The sequence below is a fragment of the Prauserella shujinwangii genome, from assembly GCF_003001955.1.
Classification (GTDB): domain Bacteria; phylum Actinomycetota; class Actinomycetes; order Mycobacteriales; family Pseudonocardiaceae; genus Qaidamihabitans; species Qaidamihabitans shujinwangii.
In genome coordinates, this window is sequence record NZ_PVNH01000004.1 from 19,577 (window position 1) to 35,605 (window position 16,029).

Below are 16,029 nucleotides of genomic sequence, written 5' to 3' on the forward strand. Positions count from 1 at the left end.
CACCGCCCACCGGGGGAGGACACGTCCACCGCGGATCGTAGGGACGCCCGCGGGTCGTGGCTAGGTACTTCGGTAGGAACGGATCTTCTACAGAACCTTGACGTGACCTTAAGCACACGTAGAAACTGAGTGGTATGACCGCCACCGAAGCCGGGCCGCTCACCGATTCTCCCGCGGTGTCGTTCGACCGGCATCCGGAGAACTACCGGCACTGGAGGTTGCGGGTCGAGGGCCCGGTGGCCTGGCTCGAACTCGACGTCGACGCGCACGGCGGGCTCGTGCCCGGCTACGAGCTCAAGCTCAACTCCTACGACCTCGGCGTGGACATCGAGCTGTACGACGCCACCCAGCGGCTGCGGTTCGAGCACCCCGGCGTGCGGACGGTCGTGGTGACCAGCGCGAAGGACGGGGTGTTCTGCGCGGGCGCCAACATCCGCATGCTGGCCGGCTCGCCGCACGAGTGGAAGGTCAACTTCTGCAAGTTCACCAACGAGACCCGCAACGGGATGGAGGACGCCACCGCCCACTCGGGACAGACGTATCTGGCCGCGGTGAACGGCGCCTGCGCGGGCGGCGGCTACGAGCTCGCACTGGCGTGCGAGCACATCGTGCTGGTGGACGACAACTCCTCGACCGTCGCGTTGCCCGAGGTGCCACTGCTCGGCGTGCTCCCCGGCACCGGTGGGCTGACCCGGCTGGTGGACAAGCGGCGTGTGCGCAGGGACCGGGCCGACGTCTTCGCCACCCGCAGCGACGGCCTGCGCGGCCGCACCGCCGTGGACTGGGGCCTGGTGGACGAGCTCGCCCCGCGCCGCGAGTTCGCCGAGACCGTCGCGCGCCGCGCCGCCGAGCTCGCCCGCCGCAGCGACCGGCCCGCGGGCGCCGAGGGAGTCGCGCTGACCCCCCTGCGCCGTGCCGAGACCCCCGACGGGCTCACCTACCCGCACCTGACGGCCCGCTACGACCGCGCGGCGGGCACCGTCGAGCTCACCGTGCACGGACCGGACACCGACCCGCCGCCGGACGCCGCCGCGTTGCGCGCCCAGGGCGCGGAGTCCTGGCTGCTCGCGGTGACCCGCGAACTGGACGACGCGATCCTGCGGCTGCGCACCAACGAGACCGAGCTCGGCACCTGGGTGCTGCGCACCTCCGGTGACCCGCGACGGGTGCTCGCGCACGAGCGCACCGTCCTGGCGGGTGCCGCGGACGACTGGCTGTGCAACGAGATCCTGCACTACTACAAGCGCACGCTGAAGCGGCTCGACGTCACCAGCCGCAGCCTCGTCGCGCTCGTCGAACCGGGCGGCTGCTTCGCCGGGGCGCTGGCCGAGCTCGCCCTCGCCTGCGACCGGCAGTACATGCTGGACGGCCCGCCGCTCGACGACGAGGACAGCGACGAGCGCGCCACGTTCACGTTGAGCGAGGCCAACTTCGGCGCCTTCCCGATGGGCAACGGGCTGTCCCGGCTGGAGTCCCGCTTCTACGGCGCCGAGGAGCACCTCGGCTGGCTGCGCCGGGAATCGGGCAGGCCGCTGCCGCCCGCCGAGGCGCTGGAGCTGGGCCTGGTCACCGACGCTCCCGACGACATCGACTGGCCCGACGAGATCCGGCTGGTGCTCGAGGGGCGCGCCGCGCTGTCGCCGGACGCGCTGACCGGCATGGAGGCCAACCACCGGTTCGTCGGCCCCGAGACGATCGAGACGAAGATCTTCGGCCGGCTGTCCGCGTGGCAGAACTGGGTCTTCCACCGGCCGAACGCGTCGGGGCCGGAGGGGGCGCTGCGCCGCTACGGCACCGGACTGAAGGCCGTGTTCGACAGGAAGCGAGTCTGAGCCATGCCGGAGACGATCGACTACGACGCCAGGATCCCGAACAACGTCGACCTGTCGGCCAACCGGCGCCTGCAGCGCGCCCTGGAGGGCTGGCAGCCCAAGTTCATGAACTGGTGGGGCGAGATGGGTCCCACGCTGGAGACCCAGGGCGTGTACCTGCGCACGGCCGTCAGCGTCGGCCGCGAGGGGTGGGCGCATTTCGACCACGTCGTCCCCGAGGAGTACCGCTGGGGCATCTTTCTCGCCGAGCGCGAACCGGACCGGCGCATCGCGTTCGGCGAGCACCGGGGCGAGCCGGTGTGGCAGCAGGTGCCCGGCGAGTACCGCGCCGAGCTGCAGCGGCTGATCGTGATCCAGGGCGACACCGAACCGGCCTCGGTGGAGCAGCAGCGGCTGCTCGGGCTCACCGCGCCGTCGCTGTACGACCTGCGCAACCTCTTCCAGGTCAACGTGGAGGAGGGCAGGCACCTGTGGGCGATGGTGTACCTGCTGCACGCCTACTTCGGCCGCGAGGGCAGGGAGGAGGCCGAGGCCCTGCTGTACCGCAACTCCGGCAGCCCCGACACCCCGCGCATCCTGGGCGCGTTCAACGAGGAGACCGCCGACTGGCTGGCCTTCTACATGTTCACCTACTTCACCGACCGCGACGGCAAGTACCAGCTCGGCACGCTCAAGGAGAGCGCGTTCGACCCGCTGTCGCGCACCTGCGAGTTCATGCTCAAGGAAGAGGCGCACCACATGTTCGTCGGCACCACCGGCGTCGACCGCGTGGTGACCCGCAGCGCCGAGCTGATCCGCGAGCACGACACGGACGACATCGCCTCGCACGGCGGCATCCCGCTCGGCATCATCCAGAAGTACATCAACTTCCACTACAGCGTCTCGCTCGACCTGTTCGGCAGCGAGACCTCCACCAACGCCGCGAACTACTACACGGCCGGGCTGAAGGGTCGCTGGCTGGAGACCCGCCGCAAGGACGACCACAAGCTCACCGACGACAGCGGCTTCCTGGACCGCCCCGGCGACGACGGCACGTGGGTCCAGGAGGAGGTCCAGAAGATCCTGCTGCTCAACCTCGACCTGCGCACGGAGTACATCGCCGACTGCCAGAGCGGCGTCAAGCGCTGGAACAGGATCCTCGAGAACAACGGCATCGACTTCCGGTTCCGGCTCCCGCACCCCGGCTTCAACCGCGACGTCGGGATCAACGCCGGCCACCACGTGACCCCCGACGGCACGATCGTCGACGAGCCCACCTGGCAGCGGGGCCGGAAGCACTGGCTGCCCACCGATGAGGACCTCACGTTCGTCCGCTCGCTGATGATCCCCGTCCACGAGCGGGGCAAGATCGCCGGCTGGGTCGCACCCCCGGCGGGCGGCATCAACGGCAAGCCGTTCGACTACGAGTACGTGTACTTGACTTGAGGCGGCGCCCCCTCGACGCTGAGCAGCAGCCGCGAGGTGGGTGTGGCAACGGGCGCGACGGGGCGCCGGAGCGCGGGAGATGAGGCCAGATGATCCAGTCAGTGCCCGCTTTCAACGCGGCGGAGTACCTGGTCGACCGCAACGTCGCCGAGGGCGGTGGCGCGCGCACCGCCGTGGTCACCCCCGACCGGACGCTGAGCTACGCCGAACTGGCCGACGAGGTGCGGCGCGTCGCGGGCGGCCTCCGGGCACTGGGCGTCCGGCCCGAGGAGCGCGTGCTGCTGTGCATGGCCGACGACGTCGAGCTGTTCACCGGCATCCTCGCGACCCTGTACCTGGGCGCGGTGGCCGTGCCGTGCTCCACCATGCTCACCGGCGGGGAGCTCGGCACGCTGGTCGCCGACTCGCGGGCCCGCATCGTGCTCGGCTCCACCGCGTTCGCCGGCACCGTGCGGGCCGCCGTGGAGCGGGCCCCGGACGTCGAACGGGTGCTGTTCACCGACGAGTGGGACCGGTTGCGCGAGGCCGGTTCCGTCACCGCCCCCTACCCGGCCTGGCCGGACTCGCCCGCGCTGTGGCTGTACACCTCCGGCACCACCGGGCTGCCGAAGGCCGCGATGCACCGGCACGCCGACATCCGGTTCGTCGCGGAGAACTACGGGCAGGGGGTGCTCGGCATCACCGCGGCCGACCGCTTCCTGTCCGTCGCCAAGCTGTTCTTCGCCTACGGCATCGGGAACTCGATGTTCTTCCCGCTGTCGGTCGGCGGCACGGCACTGCTGGAGCCCGCGCGGCCCGCACCGGGGCTGATCGCGGACCGTGCCGCCGAGCACGGCGCCACGCTGCTGTTCGGCACGCCGAGCTTCTGGGGGCCGCTGCTCGCGGCGGACGTGCCGAGGGAGTGCTTCGGCAGCGTCCGGCTCGCGGTGTCGGCGGGGGAGGCGCTGCCCGCGCGGCTGTACCACGGCATGCGGGAACGCTTCGGCATCGAGGTGCTGGACGGCATCGGCTCCACCGAGATGCTGCACATCTTCCTGTCCAACCGGCCGGGCCGGGTGCGGCCCGCGTCGTCCGGCACGCCGGTGCCCGGCTACGAGGTGGAGATCCGGGACGAGTCCGGCGCCGTGATCGACGTGCCGGACGTGCCGGGCGAGCTGTACGTGCGGGGCGACAGCGCCGCCACGGGGTACTGGTGCCGGGCGGAGGTGTCGCGGCGGGTGTTCCTCGGCGAGTGGACCCGCACCGGCGACAGCTACGTCCGCAACACCGACGGCACCTACACGTGCCTCGGGCGGTTCAACGACATGCTCAAGGCGGGCGGCATCTGGGTGACGCCGAGCGAGGTGGAGGAGCGGCTGCTGGAGCATCCGGACGTCGCCGAGGCCGTGGTGGTGGGCGTGCCCGACTCCGACGAGCTGGACAAGCCGGTCGCGTGCGTGGTGCCGATGCCCGGCAGGCACGTCGACGCGGCGGAGCTGATCGCGTGGTGCAGGCAGACGCTGGCCGGGTTCAAACGGCCCAGGGCCGTGGTGGAGCTGGCCGAGCTGCCGAAGACGGCCACCGGCAAGATCCGCCGCAACGTGCTGCGCGAGCTGGTCGCCGCCGCCCCCACCCCCTGACCCCGTGTCCGCCGTCTATGCACGCGTGTCCGCGGTCTGTGTACGCGTGTCCGCGGTCTGTGCCGGGCCGGTGTCCCTGGATGGCAGACGCGTGTGCACAACTGGCGGACACGTGTCCCTGGATGGCGGACACGGCGTCAGGCGGCTTCCTCCTCGGTGAGCAGCTCGTCCCAGCGGCGCTGGGCGGCGGGGCGCCACTCGACGTGCCGGGCGTGGAACAGCTCCGCGGCCCTGGCGCCGCTCCACTGCTCCGGCAGCAGGGACGGCGGCAGCTGCGGGTCCAGGAACGGGAACCGCCGCCACTCGTGCACCAGGCGGGTCTGCGCGTGCAGTACCGCGTCGCCGTCGGCGGGGGCCAGCCCGGCGAACTCGTCGACGAAGTCCTCGTACCGGGTCTTCAGCGTGCTGAGGTCCCACGCGCGCGCCACCATGTCGCCCTCCTCGCCGACGGCGCCGTACGTCCCGACGAACGAGGTCGCGTCCGCCAGTTCCAGCTTCCGCAGGATGTCGAGCGCCTCCGCCTCGCGGGAGACGTGCGGGCTGATCCACACGCCCGGCTCGGGCGAGCCGAACCCCGCCCAGGTCAGCTTGGTGCGCAACTGGTGCCGCAGCTCGCGTTTCGGCTCCGGCACCGAGACGAGCAGGATGACCCACCGGCCGTCCCACTCCCACCCGGTGCTGCCGAAGTCGTAGATCCGCCGCGCGCCCTCCGTGAGCAGCGCGCGCCCCGGCGGCGTCAGCGACCAGCGCACCCGCCTGCCGACCCGCTCCGACTCCAGCCAGCCCTCGGCCGCGGTGCGGGCCAGTGCCTGCCGCGCCGACTTCTCCTCCACGTCGAAGGTGGCGAGCGCGTCGACGAGTACCGACGTCCACACCGGACTGTCCCGCGGCAGCACGAACTCCCCGAGCAGCGTCATGAGCAGCGATCGGGCGCTCGTGTGGCTGACCTCGCGGCGCCTGCTGACCACCGGCCGGGCGCCTTTGCCTGCGGCGGATGCCATCTCGTCACCTTCTCGTCGCTGACCGGTTCGACAGACGAGGGTAGCGAGCGCCGCCGGGAGCCGGTCAGCCGCCGCTGCCGTACGGCCGGGTCAGGATCTCCAGGTTGTGCCCGTCCGGGTCGGTGAAGTACACGCCGCGGCCGCCGTCGTTGGTGTTGATCTCGCCGGGCCGCCGGTGCAGCGGGTCGGCCCAGTACGGCACGCCGCGCTCGGTGATCCGGCCGAAGATCTCGTCGAACTCCGCCTCGCTGACGAGGAACGCCAGGTGCAGCGAGGGCACCTCCGCCGCGTCCAGGTAGTCGAGGGTCACGTCGTTGCTGGTGCGCACACCGAGGAACGGCCCGAACGGCTCGGGCTCGGGCAGCCCCAGGATGCCGGCCAGGAACGTCGCGCCTGCCTTCTTATCCCTGCTCGGAACGATGGTGTGGTTGAGCTGGATCGTCATGTCACGAACCTAAGACTTCGAGTTAGGTCGAGGTCAACCACGCGTCGACCGCCGTGGCCAGCGCGTCCGTCCAGCGCACCAGCACGGCCTCGCCCTCCGCCGCCGTGGCCCCCACCGGATCGCCGAGCACCCCGTTGGGGCTCACGGCGCGCACGCCCTCGCGCACCAGCCGGCCGAGCAGTTCGGGCAGCGGTTCCGTGCGCCCCCGCTCGGCCCGCTCCACCCGGACGTCCGCGGGCCGCAGCCGGAGCAGCACCGACGTCTCGGCCCGCCCGGCGTGCGTGTCGTCGGCGCGGCCACCGGGGAACCACGCCAGCACGTGCCTGCCCTCGCCGCGCAGCAGCCGCACCGCCCGCCGCACCGGTTCCAGGTTCCCGCCGTGCCCGCTCACCAGCACCACCCCGGCGAACCGGTCCGCCGAGCGCACCAGCTCCACGAGCACCAGCTCCAGCGCCCGCCCGCCGATCGACAGCGTGCCCGGGAAGTCGGCGTGCTCGCCGCTGGAGCCGTACGGCAGCGCCGGGGCCACCAGCACGTCCGGCCGCCGCGCGGCCAGCCTGCGGCACAGTTCGGTGGCGACCGCCGTGTCGGTGTCCAGCGGCAGGTGCGGTCCGTGCTGTTCGGTGGCGCCGAGCGGGACGGCCAGCACCCCCGCGCCGACCTCGGGCCAGCGCAGCCCGGCCAGCCTCGTCACGGCCGGGGCCTGCCGACCTCGGTGAACGACGGCAGCAGCGGCACGGCCGTCCGGTGCCGCAGGCAGCCCGCCCACACGCCCGTGCCGTAGGCGAGGTCGTCGGCGATCCGCAGCGCCGCCCACACCGGGCCGTGCCGCACCGACTCGGCCAGGCACGGCAGCAGGCTCGCTAGCAGCACCCGCCTGCCCCGCGGGCTCGGCAGCGCGAGCGGCCACCACGCCCGGCGGACGGCGTCCGCGAGCAGCCGTCCCGCGCCGAGGTGGCCGGACGCGGCCAGCCGGACCGCCTCGGCCCCGGGCACCCCGCTGGGCCGCAGCTTGCGCGGCAGCAGCGCGGTGGTGACCGCCGCGACCGCCAGCGCGGCACCCGGCCGTCCCGCCGCGAGCAGTCCCCACGCCGCCGCGCTCCACCCCGACAGCCGCGCGCAGCTCAGGTCGCGGCCGTGCCTGCGGGCCAGCGGGGCCGCCGACGTGCCGTAGTCGAACCGCTGCCGCAGCCACCCCCGCAGCCGTGGCCGCGGATCGTGCCGGACCACCGCGGCGGGCTGGTAGCGGACGTAGCCGGACTCCAGCAGCCGCCACACCAGGTCGACGTCCTCGCCGAACCGCAGGCCGGGATCGAAGCCGTCCACAGCGGACAGTGCCGACCGGCGCACCAGCAGCGCGGCGCTCGGCACGTAGCTCACCCTGCTCAGCGGGCGCACCGGCGCCGGCGCGGGACCGAGGTCCAGGCTCGACCGGACCGCCTCGTAGCGGGCCAGCGCGCCGGGGCCGGGCGCGCTGCGGACGCGGGGCGCCACCGCGAGCACGCGCGGGTCGGTGAACTGGGGCAGCGCCGAGGCCAGCCAGCCCGGCTCCGGCACCGCGTCGGAGTCGAGGAACGCGACGACCTCGGTGCGCGCCAGCCGCCAGCCCGCGTTGCGCGCGGCCGCGGGGCCCTCCGGGCGCGCGTGCCGGACCCGCGCCCCCGGCAGCGGCGCGGCGGAGCCGTCGTCGACCACGATCCGGTCGGCCACCTCACCGGTCGCGGCCAGCACCCGGGCGACCCCCTCGGGGTTGTCCTTCACGGGCACCACCACCGTGACGTCGGCGGGGGTGAGCTCCGGCGGCGGCTCGGGGTGCAGCAGGCCCGCGTCCACCAGCCGCCGGGCGAGGGCCTGCTCGCGCGAGTCGGAGCCGAGCGGAGTCCCCGCGAGCCACCCGTCGAGCAGCCGCGCGCCCCCGGCCCGCAGCCGGATCAGCCGCAGCGGCGAGCCGCCGACGAGCAGTCCGCCCCGGCGGCGCGCCGAACCGTCCAGCAGGAGCCGGGTGCCGGGTCTCATGCCGTGAACCCGCCGTCGGCGTGCACCACCGTGCCGGTGACGGCCGACGCCTCGGGCGAGCACAGGAAGCACACGGCGGCCGCCACCTCGTCCGGGTCGAGCAATCGCTCGACGAGCTGGTGCTCCGCGAACTCCTCCGGGCCTGCCAGGCCGTACAGCGCCGCGGTCGCGGCGAGCAGGTCGGTGCGCGTGGAGCCGGGGGAGACGGCGGCGGCGCACACCCCGGTGCCGCGCAGGTCGGTCGCCAGCCCCCGGATCAGGCCGACCACCGCGTGCTTCGCGGCGTTGTACCCGGTCAGGTGCCGCAGCCCGCGGTGGGCGGCGGCGGAGGCCAGCGCCACGAAACGCCCCGTGCGCGGTGCGGGCCTGCGCAGCAGCGCGGGCACGGCGGCCCGGGCGAGGTTGGCCACCCCGCGTACGCCGACGTCGAACTGCGCGTCCCACTGGGTGGCCCACTCCGCGTCGCCGCCCTCCCACAGCGGCCGCCCGCCCGCCAGCAGCGCCGCACCCGCGACGGCGGCGTCGAGCCCGCCGAAGCGTTCCTCCGCCGTGGCCACCGCGTCCCGCAGCGCGGGCAGCTCCTGCACGTCCGCCACGACGTCGACCACCGAGCCGGGGTGCTCGGCGGCGAGCGCGGCGAGCTGTTCCCTGGTGGCGAGGGGATAGGGGACGCGCGGATCGTCGGCGCAGCGGTCGACGGCCACCACCTGCCAGCCGGACCGGGCCAGCCGGCGTACGACCGCCGCCCCGATGCCCCGCCCGGCGCCCGTGACGAGCGCGGTGCTCATCGGCCCCGGTCAGGCGCGGCCGCGTGCATGGGATCCTGACTCCTCGTCGAGTGTCACGGTGTGCGACGGTGATCGTGCACCCGACGGTAATGACACCGGGTGCCAGAGGGAAGGGCTCATGGCCAACCAGACTCCGGAACTACCCGTTCGGCCGGGCCGGCGCCGCTCGACCAGCCAGCACGAGCTGGAGCGGGTGGCCTTCGAGCTGTTCGCCAGGCAGGGGTTCGACGCCACCACCGTGGACGAGATCGCCCGCGGCGCCGGCATCGGCAGGCGCACGTTCTTCCGGTACTTCGACTCGAAGAACGACGTCGTGTGGGGCAGCTTCGGCGAACACCTGGAGCGGATGCGCGAGCACTTCCGCCGGTGCCCGCCGGGGCAGCCGCTCCTGGACGCCCTGCGCACCGTGGTGGTCGAGTTCAACCGGGTCGACCCCGAGGACGTGCCGTGGCACCGCAGGCGGATGGAGCTGATCCTGCGCGTGCCCGCGCTGCAGGCGCACTCGACGTTGCGGTACGCCGACTGGCGCGCCGTCGTGGCCGAGTTCGCCGCCGGGCGGCTCGGCGTGCCGCCGGACGCGCTGAAGCCGCAGGCGCTGGCGTACGCGGCGCTCGGGGTCGCGCTGGCGGCCTACGAGCACTGGCTGGCCGACCCGGGTTCGGACCTGTGCGCCGTCCTCGACGCCGCGATGACCGACCTGGCGCGCGGCTTCGGCTCCTGACGTGTCCGCAGGTTGTGCACGCGTGTCCGCGGGTTGTGTACGCGTGTCCGCGTTCCCCGCGCCCGGTGGCGTCGCCGTCCGCGGACACGTGTCCCCAGACGGCGGACACGTGTCCCTGGACGGCGGACACGGGTGCGCCGATGGCGGACACGGTGCTCAGGAGGGCGGGGTGAGCTTCACGATCTCCGCGGTGGCCTCGCCCTGCGGGGTGCGGTAGGTGATCGTGTCCCCCTCCTCGTGCTCGGCGATGGCACGGCCGAGCGGGCTGTCCGCCGTCAGGGTGGAGATGTCCTCGTCCTCGGCCTCCTCGGCGATGCCGATGACGAGCATCTCCTCGACGTCGCCCTCGCCGAACTTGAGCGTCACCCGCGTCCCCGGCCGCAGCGCCGACGGCGACTCCGTGGCGGGGCCGCCGGTCAGCAGGTCCTGGATCTCGGCGATCCTGCGGTCCAGCCAGGAGGTGTTCTCCGCGCGTTCGAGCAGGTCGGCCTGGTCCGCGCTGTCACCCAACGGGTCTTCACCGAGCCGTGGCGCGAGCGCGGCCCGCTGCTCGCGTAACTGTTCGAGCTCACGCTCCAGCCGCGCGCGGGCGGCCGGGCTCAGGCCTGGTGTCGACGTCATCGTTCCATTGTCAGCGCTGATGCCCGGCCTCGCCACGTTTCCGGAGTGGATCACTCAGCGGCTGTAACCCGCCTTGCGCAGCGCCTCGGCCATCGCACCGCCGGCGGGGGCGCCCCGGTCGGACCGCTGCCCGCCCCGGCGCTGCCCGCCGCCCTGCCGACGTCCGGCACGGCCACCCCGTTCGCCCCGGCCCGGGGCCCGCTCGCCGCCGGATCCCGCGGCCGTACCGCCCTTTCCGGGCTCGTCGTCGAGCCGCAGGGTCAGCGAGATGCGCTTGCGGGCCTCGTCGACGTCGAGCACCTTCACGTGCACCACGTCACCCGGCTTGACCACCTCGCGCGGGTCCTTGACGTAGTGGTGCGACATCGCCGACACGTGCACCAGGCCGTCCTGGTGCACGCCGATGTCCACGAAGGCGCCGAACGCGGCGACGTTGGTGACCACGCCCTCCAGCCGCATCCCCGGCTTGAGGTCGGCGATCTTCTCGACGCCCTCGGCGAACGTCGCCGTCCGGAACTCGGGCCGGGGGTCGCGGCCCGGCTTCTCCAGCTCGGCCAGGATGTCGGTGACCGTGGGCAGCCCGAACGTGTCGTCGACGAACCGCTCCGGCTTCAGCGTGCGCAGGGTGCGGCTGTCCCCGATGAGCTCCCGCAGGCCGGTACCGGTCGCGTCGAGGATGCGCCGCACCACCGGGTAGGCCTCGGGGTGCACGCTGGAGGAGTCCAGCGGGTCGTCGCCGTCGCGGATGCGCAGGAAGCCCGCGCACTGCTCGAACGCCTTCGGGCCCAGCCGCGCGACCTCCTTCAGCGCGGTCCGCGTGCGGAACGGGCCGTGCTGGTCGCGGTGCTGCACGATGTTCTCCGCGAGCCCGGACCCGATGCCCGACACGCGCGTCAGCAGCGGCGCCGAGGCGGTGTTGACGTCCACGCCGACCGCGTTCACGCAGTCCTCCACCACCGCGTCCAGCGACCGGGACAGCTTCGACTCGGCCAGATCGTGCTGGTACTGGCCGACGCCGATCGACTTGGGGTCGATCTTGACCAGCTCGGCGAGCGGGTCCTGCAGCCTGCGCGCGATCGAGACGGCGCCCCGCAGCGACACGTCGAGGCCGGGCAGCTCCTGCCCGGCGTATGCGGACGCCGAGTACACCGAGGCGCCCGCCTCCGACACCACGACCTTCGTCAGCTTCAGCTCCGGGCGCAGCTTCACCAGCTCGCCGGCCAGCTTGTCGGTCTCCCGCGAGGCGGTGCCGTTGCCGATGGCGATGAGCTCGACGGAGTGCTCGCGTGCCAGCTTCTCCAGCGTGACCAGCGCCTCGTTCCACCGCGCCTGCGGCTTGTGCGGGTAGATCGTGTCGGTGGCGACCACCTTGCCGGTGCCGTCCACGACGGCGACCTTGACGCCGGTGCGGTAGCCGGGGTCGAGGCCCATCGTCGCGCGGGTGCCCGCGGGCGCGGCCAGCAGCAGGTCGCGGAGGTTGGCGGCGAACACGCGCACCGCCTCGTCCTCGGCGGCCTGGCGCAGCCGCATCCGCAGGTCGATGCCGAGGTGCAGCAGGATCTTCGTGCGCCACGCCCAGCGGACGGTGTCGGTGAGCCACTTGTCGGCGGGCCTGCCCTCGTCGGCGATGCCGAAGCGCTCGGCGATGCGCAGCTCGTAGTCGCTCGGCCCGGTGCGCGGCTCGGCGTCGGGGGCGGCGGGTTCGGCCGGTTCGGTGGTGAGGTCGAGCACCTCCTCCTTCTCACCGCGGAACATCGCGAGGATCCGGTGGGAGGGCAGCTTGGTGAACGGTTCGGCGAAGTCGAAGTAGTCGGAGAACTTGGCGCCCTCGGTCTCCTTGCCAGGCCGGACTTTCGCCGACAGCCACCCCTGCGACCACATGCGCTCGCGCAGCTCGCCGATCAGGTCGGCGTCCTCCGCGAACCGCTCCACGAGGATGGCCCTGGCGCCGTCGAGCGCGGCCGCCGCGTCGGCGACGCCCTTGTCCGGGTCCACGAACAGCGCGGCCGCCGCCCGCGGGTCCTTGGCCGGGTCGCCGAGCAGGCCGTCGGCCAGCGGCTCCAGCCCCGCCTCCCGCGCGATCTGCGCCTTGGTACGCCGCTTGGGCTTGTACGGCAGGTAGATGTCCTCCAGCCGGGCCTTCGTCTCGGCCGCCCGGATGCGGGCCTCCAGCGCGTCGTCGAGCTTGCCCTGCTCGCGGATCGAGTCGAGGATCGCAGTGCGCCGTTCCTCCAGCTCCCGCAGGTAGCGCAGGCGCTCCTCGAGGGTGCGCAGCTGGGCGTCGTCGAGCGCGCCCGTCACCTCCTTGCGGTACCGCGCGATGAACGGCACGGTCGAGCCGCTGTCGAGCAACTCGACCGCGGCCCGCACCTGGCGCTGCTGGACGCCGAGCTCGTCGGCGATCTTCTGGTCAATGGACACCGTCTCAGCCACGACGGGCATTGTGCCTGTTCCGCTCCGCGCCGTCGCCGCGGATCCGGGTTCGCGCCGGTGCCGTGCGCGGTCACCTCTCGTGAGTGTTTTCCGTGGTTCTCACCACGTTTCTCACTCACGAGTGGTGAGCTGCGCAAACGGCACGCCGGGCACCCGCCACGGTGTTCGCCGGGCACCCGGTGAGGCATGATCTGGGGTCATGGCCGAACACGATCTGAAACCCCGCAGCAGGGAAGTGACCGACGGGATCGAGCGGGCCGCGGCGCGGGGCATGCTGCGCGCGGTGGGCATGGGCGACGACGACTTCGCCAAACCGCAGATCGGGATCGCCTCGTCGTGGAACGAGATCACGCCGTGCAACCTGTCGCTGCAGCGGCTGGCCGACGCCAGCAAGCAGGGCGTGCACGCCGCCAGCGGGTTCCCGATGGAGTTCGGCACGATCTCGGTGTCCGACGGCATCTCGATGGGGCACGAGGGCATGCACTTCTCCCTCGTGTCGCGCGAGGTGATCGCGGACTCGGTGGAGACCGTGATGGAGGCCGAGCGGCTCGACGGTGCGGTGCTGCTCGCCGGCTGCGACAAGAGCCTGCCCGGCATGCTGATGGCGGCGGCCCGGCTGGACGTCGCGGCCGTGTTCCTCTACGCGGGCTCGATCCTTCCGGGCACCGTCGACGGCCGCGAGGTGACGATCATCGACGCGTTCGAGGCCGTGGGGGCGTGCGCGCGCGGGCTCATCTCCCGCGAGGAGGTCGACCGGATCGAGCGTGCCATCTGCCCGGGTGAGGGCGCCTGCGGCGGGATGTACACGGCCAACACGATGGCGTGCGCCGCCGAAGCGCTCGGCATGTCGCTGCCCGGTTCGGCGAGCCCGCCCTCGGTGGACCGGCGGCGGGACCGGTTCGCCCGCGCCAGCGGCGAGGCCGTGGTCGGCATGCTGGCGCGCGGGATCACCGCCCGCGACATCCTCACCAAGGAGGCGTTCGAGAACGCCATCGCGGTGGTCATGGCGCTCGGCGGCTCCACGAACGCCGTGCTGCACCTGCTCGCGATCGCGCACGAGGCCGAGGTGGAGCTCACCCTCGACGACTTCTCCCGGATCGGCGCGCGGGTGCCGCACCTGGCCGACGTCAAGCCGTTCGGCAAGCACGTGATGACCGCCGTGGACCGGGTCGGCGGCGTGCCCGTGGTGATGAAGGCGCTGCTCGACGCGGGGCTGCTGCACGGCGACTGCCGCACGGTCACCGGGCGGACGCTCGCCGAGAACCTCGCCGAGCTGGCGCCGCCGGAGCTGGACGGGGACGTGATCCACAAGCTCACCGAGCCCCTTCACCCCACCGGCGGGCTGACCATCCTGCACGGCACCCTGGCACCCGAGGGTGCCGTGGTGAAGAGCGCGGGCTTCGACACCGCCCGGTTCGAGGGCACGGCCCGGGTGTTCGACGGCGAGCAGGCCGCGATGGACGCGCTCGGCGAGCTCAAGGCGGGTGACGTCGTGGTGATCCGCTACGAGGGGCCGCGCGGCGGTCCCGGCATGCGGGAGATGCTGGCCGTCACCGGTGCGATCAAGGGCGCGGGCCTCGGCAAGGACGTGCTGCTGCTCACCGACGGCCGGTTCTCCGGCGGCACCACGGGGCTGTGCATCGGGCACGTCGCGCCGGAGGCGGCGCACGGCGGGCCGATCGCGTTCGTCCGCGACGGCGACCCGATCGTGCTGGACATGGAGAAGCAGACGCTGGACCTGCTCGTCGACCCCGGCGAGCTGGCCAGGCGGAAGGAGGGCTGGCAGTTGCCGGAGGTACCGCGGCGCACCGGGGTCCTGGCCAAGTATGCGAAGCTCGTCGGCTCGGCGGCGAAGGGGGCGGTCTGCTCGTGAAGGGCACGGCACTGGTCACCGGAGGCACCGGAGGGCTCGGCGCCGCCGTGACCCGCAGGCTGCTCGACGAGGGCTGGCGGGTCGTCGTGCCGTGGATCGACGAGGACGAGCGCGAGCGGCTCGCGCCCCTGGAAGGCCTGGAACTCGTGCGGGCCGACCTGTTCGACCCCGCGGAGGTGGCCCACTGCGCCGAGCGCGCCGCGGCCGACGAGGCCGCGCCGCTGCGGGCGGTGGTCAACCTCGTCGGCGGGTTCGGGATGGGGCCGAGAGTGCACGAGGCCCCGGTCGACGAGTTCGAGCGCCAGCTGCGGCTGAACCTGCGGCCCACCTACCTCACGTCGCAGGCCGCGATCCCGCACCTGATCGCCGCGGGCGGCGGGGCGATCGTGTGCATGTCCAGCCGGGCCGCGGTGTACCCGTTCCCCGGGGCGTCCGGGTACGTCACGTCGAAGTCGGCGGTGCTGGGGTTCGTCGGCGCGCTCGCGGCCGAGTACAAGGCGGACGGGATCCGCGTGAACGCCGTGCTGCCGAGCATCATCGACACGCCGGGCAACCGCGCCAGCATGCCGGACTCCGACCGCAAGGGCTGGGTGTCGCCGGAGGAGATCGCCAAGGTCATCGCCTATCTCTGCGGCGAAGACTCGGGCGTGATCAGCGGCGCCCACGTGCCGGTCTACGGCGTCGGCTGAGCCGGCCCCTGAGCCGGGGGCAGTGCGGGCAGGTCGTCGATGCTGGCGGCGTTCTTCTTCGCGCGGTAGGCGCGCAGTTGCTCGTCGCTCTTGCGCTCGGTCCAGCGGTCCAGCAGGTCCCGGTCGCCCGCGTACTCCAGCAGTGGGACGGCGAAGCCGCACGAGTCGCTGACCCGCTCCACCGCGATGTCGACGATCGCCCGCACGCCCCGGCCCGGCTCGGCGGGAAAGTACGCCGCGAGCTCGGCGAACGTCGGTTCGCCCGGCAGCACCGGCGTGCCGCGCCCGTGCAGCCGCACGATGTTCGGCGGGCCGGTGAACGCGCAGAACATCAGCACGATCCGGCCGTTCTCCCGCAGGTGCGCGATGGTCTCCGCACCGCTGCCGGTGTGGTCGAAGTAGGCCACGCGGTGCTCGCCGAGCACCGCGAACGTGCCCCGCAGGCCCTTCGGTGAGACGTTCACGTGCCCTTCCGCCGACAGCGGGGCGGTGCCCACGAAGAACATCGGCGCGTCGAGCAGGAAGGCGCGCATCCGCGCGTCGATACCCTCGTGCAGCTTCACCGG

14 protein-coding genes are annotated in these 16,029 nt (G+C 73.2%); 6 read left to right on the plus strand and 8 right to left on the minus strand.

Features of this window, described 5'->3' with window-relative positions; genetic code table 11:
* The first annotated feature begins 134 nt into the window (after nt 1–134).
* The 3 genes from boxC to B0I33_RS09890 all read left to right on the plus strand — a co-directional run bounded on the left by boxC (nt 135) and on the right by B0I33_RS09890 (nt 4,876).
* A complete protein-coding gene (gene boxC, locus B0I33_RS09880; protein WP_106178319.1) occupies nt 135–1,832 on the plus strand; it encodes a 2,3-epoxybenzoyl-CoA dihydrolase in 1,698 nt (565 codons plus the stop codon).
* A 3-nt stretch (nt 1,833–1,835) separates the two neighbouring features.
* Complete coding sequence (gene boxB / locus B0I33_RS09885; protein ID WP_106178320.1) at nt 1,836–3,257, plus strand: benzoyl-CoA 2,3-epoxidase subunit BoxB; 1,422 nt, start codon at nt 1,836–1,838, stop codon at nt 3,255–3,257.
* A gap of 89 nt (nt 3,258–3,346) precedes the next feature.
* Complete coding sequence (locus tag B0I33_RS09890) at nt 3,347–4,876, plus strand: benzoate-CoA ligase family protein (RefSeq protein WP_106178321.1); 1,530 nt, start codon at nt 3,347–3,349, stop codon at nt 4,874–4,876.
* A gap of 137 nt (nt 4,877–5,013) precedes the next feature.
* Here B0I33_RS09890 and B0I33_RS09895 read toward each other — a convergent pair whose 3' ends face one another.
* From B0I33_RS09895 to B0I33_RS09915, 5 genes are all read right to left on the minus strand, one after another.
* On the minus strand, nt 5,014–5,877 hold the full coding sequence (locus B0I33_RS09895) for a PaaX family transcriptional regulator (RefSeq protein ID WP_106178322.1): 864 nt from the start codon (nt 5,875–5,877) through the stop codon (nt 5,014–5,016).
* A 64-nt stretch (nt 5,878–5,941) separates the two neighbouring features.
* Entirely contained in the window at nt 5,942–6,322 is a 381-nt protein-coding gene (locus B0I33_RS09900; protein WP_106178323.1) for a VOC family protein, read from the minus strand.
* A gap of 22 nt (nt 6,323–6,344) precedes the next feature.
* Nucleotides 6,345–7,016: a mycofactocin biosynthesis peptidyl-dipeptidase MftE gene (gene mftE, locus B0I33_RS09905; RefSeq protein WP_106178324.1), complete on the minus strand. Its 672-nt coding sequence runs from the start codon at nt 7,014–7,016 to the stop codon at nt 6,345–6,347.
* The gene (gene mftF / locus B0I33_RS09910; RefSeq protein WP_106178325.1) at nt 7,013–8,338 is read right to left on the minus strand and encodes a mycofactocin biosynthesis glycosyltransferase MftF; all 1,326 of its coding nucleotides are present in this window, start codon (nt 8,336–8,338) and stop codon (nt 7,013–7,015) included. Before mftF ends, mftE begins: the two co-directional genes overlap by 4 nt.
* Nucleotides 8,335–9,126: a mycofactocin-coupled SDR family oxidoreductase gene (locus B0I33_RS09915; protein WP_106178326.1), complete on the minus strand. Its 792-nt coding sequence runs from the start codon at nt 9,124–9,126 to the stop codon at nt 8,335–8,337. The genes mftF and B0I33_RS09915 overlap by 4 nt, the downstream gene beginning before the upstream one ends.
* 118 nt (nt 9,127–9,244) lie before the next feature.
* Between B0I33_RS09915 and mftR the strand changes: the two genes are divergently transcribed.
* The gene (mftR, locus tag B0I33_RS09920) at nt 9,245–9,847 is read left to right on the plus strand and encodes a mycofactocin system transcriptional regulator (protein ID WP_106178327.1); all 603 of its coding nucleotides are present in this window, start codon (nt 9,245–9,247) and stop codon (nt 9,845–9,847) included.
* 156 nt (nt 9,848–10,003) lie between these two features.
* Here mftR and B0I33_RS09925 read toward each other — a convergent pair whose 3' ends face one another.
* Nucleotides 10,004–10,468, minus strand: coding sequence for a GreA/GreB family elongation factor (locus tag B0I33_RS09925; RefSeq protein ID WP_106178328.1), 465 nt, complete (start codon nt 10,466–10,468; stop codon nt 10,004–10,006).
* Between the two features lie 54 nt (nt 10,469–10,522).
* Nucleotides 10,523–12,910 (minus strand): Tex family protein, encoded by a 2,388-nt coding sequence (locus B0I33_RS09930; protein ID WP_106178329.1) that lies wholly within the window; start codon nt 12,908–12,910, stop codon nt 10,523–10,525.
* 190 nt (nt 12,911–13,100) lie between these two features.
* Between B0I33_RS09930 and ilvD the strand changes: the two genes are divergently transcribed.
* Both ilvD and B0I33_RS09940 read left to right on the plus strand, forming a co-directional pair.
* A complete protein-coding gene (ilvD, locus tag B0I33_RS09935) occupies nt 13,101–14,774 on the plus strand; it encodes a dihydroxy-acid dehydratase (RefSeq protein ID WP_106178330.1) in 1,674 nt (557 codons plus the stop codon).
* Entirely contained in the window at nt 14,771–15,463 is a 693-nt protein-coding gene (locus tag B0I33_RS09940; RefSeq protein ID WP_106178331.1) for an SDR family NAD(P)-dependent oxidoreductase, read from the plus strand. The genes ilvD and B0I33_RS09940 overlap by 4 nt, the downstream gene beginning before the upstream one ends.
* Here the strand turns inward: B0I33_RS09940 and B0I33_RS09945 are convergent.
* The gene (locus B0I33_RS09945; protein WP_245900569.1) at nt 15,448–16,026 is read right to left on the minus strand and encodes a pyridoxamine 5'-phosphate oxidase family protein; all 579 of its coding nucleotides are present in this window, start codon (nt 16,024–16,026) and stop codon (nt 15,448–15,450) included. The genes B0I33_RS09940 and B0I33_RS09945 overlap by 16 nt on opposite strands.
* Between the last annotated feature and the right edge of the window lie 3 nt (nt 16,027–16,029).

Coding starts and splice junctions, on each gene's coding strand:
- boxC (WP_106178319.1), top strand. CDS start 135: ATGACCGCCACCGAAGCCGGGCCGCTCACCGATTCTCCCGCGGTGTCG.
- boxB (WP_106178320.1), top strand. CDS start 1,836: ATGCCGGAGACGATCGACTACGACGCCAGGATCCCGAACAACGTCGAC.
- B0I33_RS09890 (WP_106178321.1), top strand. CDS start 3,347: ATGATCCAGTCAGTGCCCGCTTTCAACGCGGCGGAGTACCTGGTCGAC.
- B0I33_RS09895 (WP_106178322.1), bottom strand. CDS start 5,877: ATGGCATCCGCCGCAGGCAAAGGCGCCCGGCCGGTGGTCAGCAGGCGC.
- B0I33_RS09900 (WP_106178323.1), bottom strand. CDS start 6,322: ATGACGATCCAGCTCAACCACACCATCGTTCCGAGCAGGGATAAGAAG.
- mftF (WP_106178325.1), bottom strand. CDS start 8,338: ATGAGACCCGGCACCCGGCTCCTGCTGGACGGTTCGGCGCGCCGCCGG.
- B0I33_RS09915 (WP_106178326.1), bottom strand. CDS start 9,126: ATGAGCACCGCGCTCGTCACGGGCGCCGGGCGGGGCATCGGGGCGGCG.
- mftR (WP_106178327.1), top strand. CDS start 9,245: ATGGCCAACCAGACTCCGGAACTACCCGTTCGGCCGGGCCGGCGCCGC.
- B0I33_RS09925 (WP_106178328.1), bottom strand. CDS start 10,468: ATGACGTCGACACCAGGCCTGAGCCCGGCCGCCCGCGCGCGGCTGGAG.
- B0I33_RS09930 (WP_106178329.1), bottom strand. CDS start 12,910: ATGCCCGTCGTGGCTGAGACGGTGTCCATTGACCAGAAGATCGCCGAC.
- ilvD (WP_106178330.1), top strand. CDS start 13,101: ATGGCCGAACACGATCTGAAACCCCGCAGCAGGGAAGTGACCGACGGG.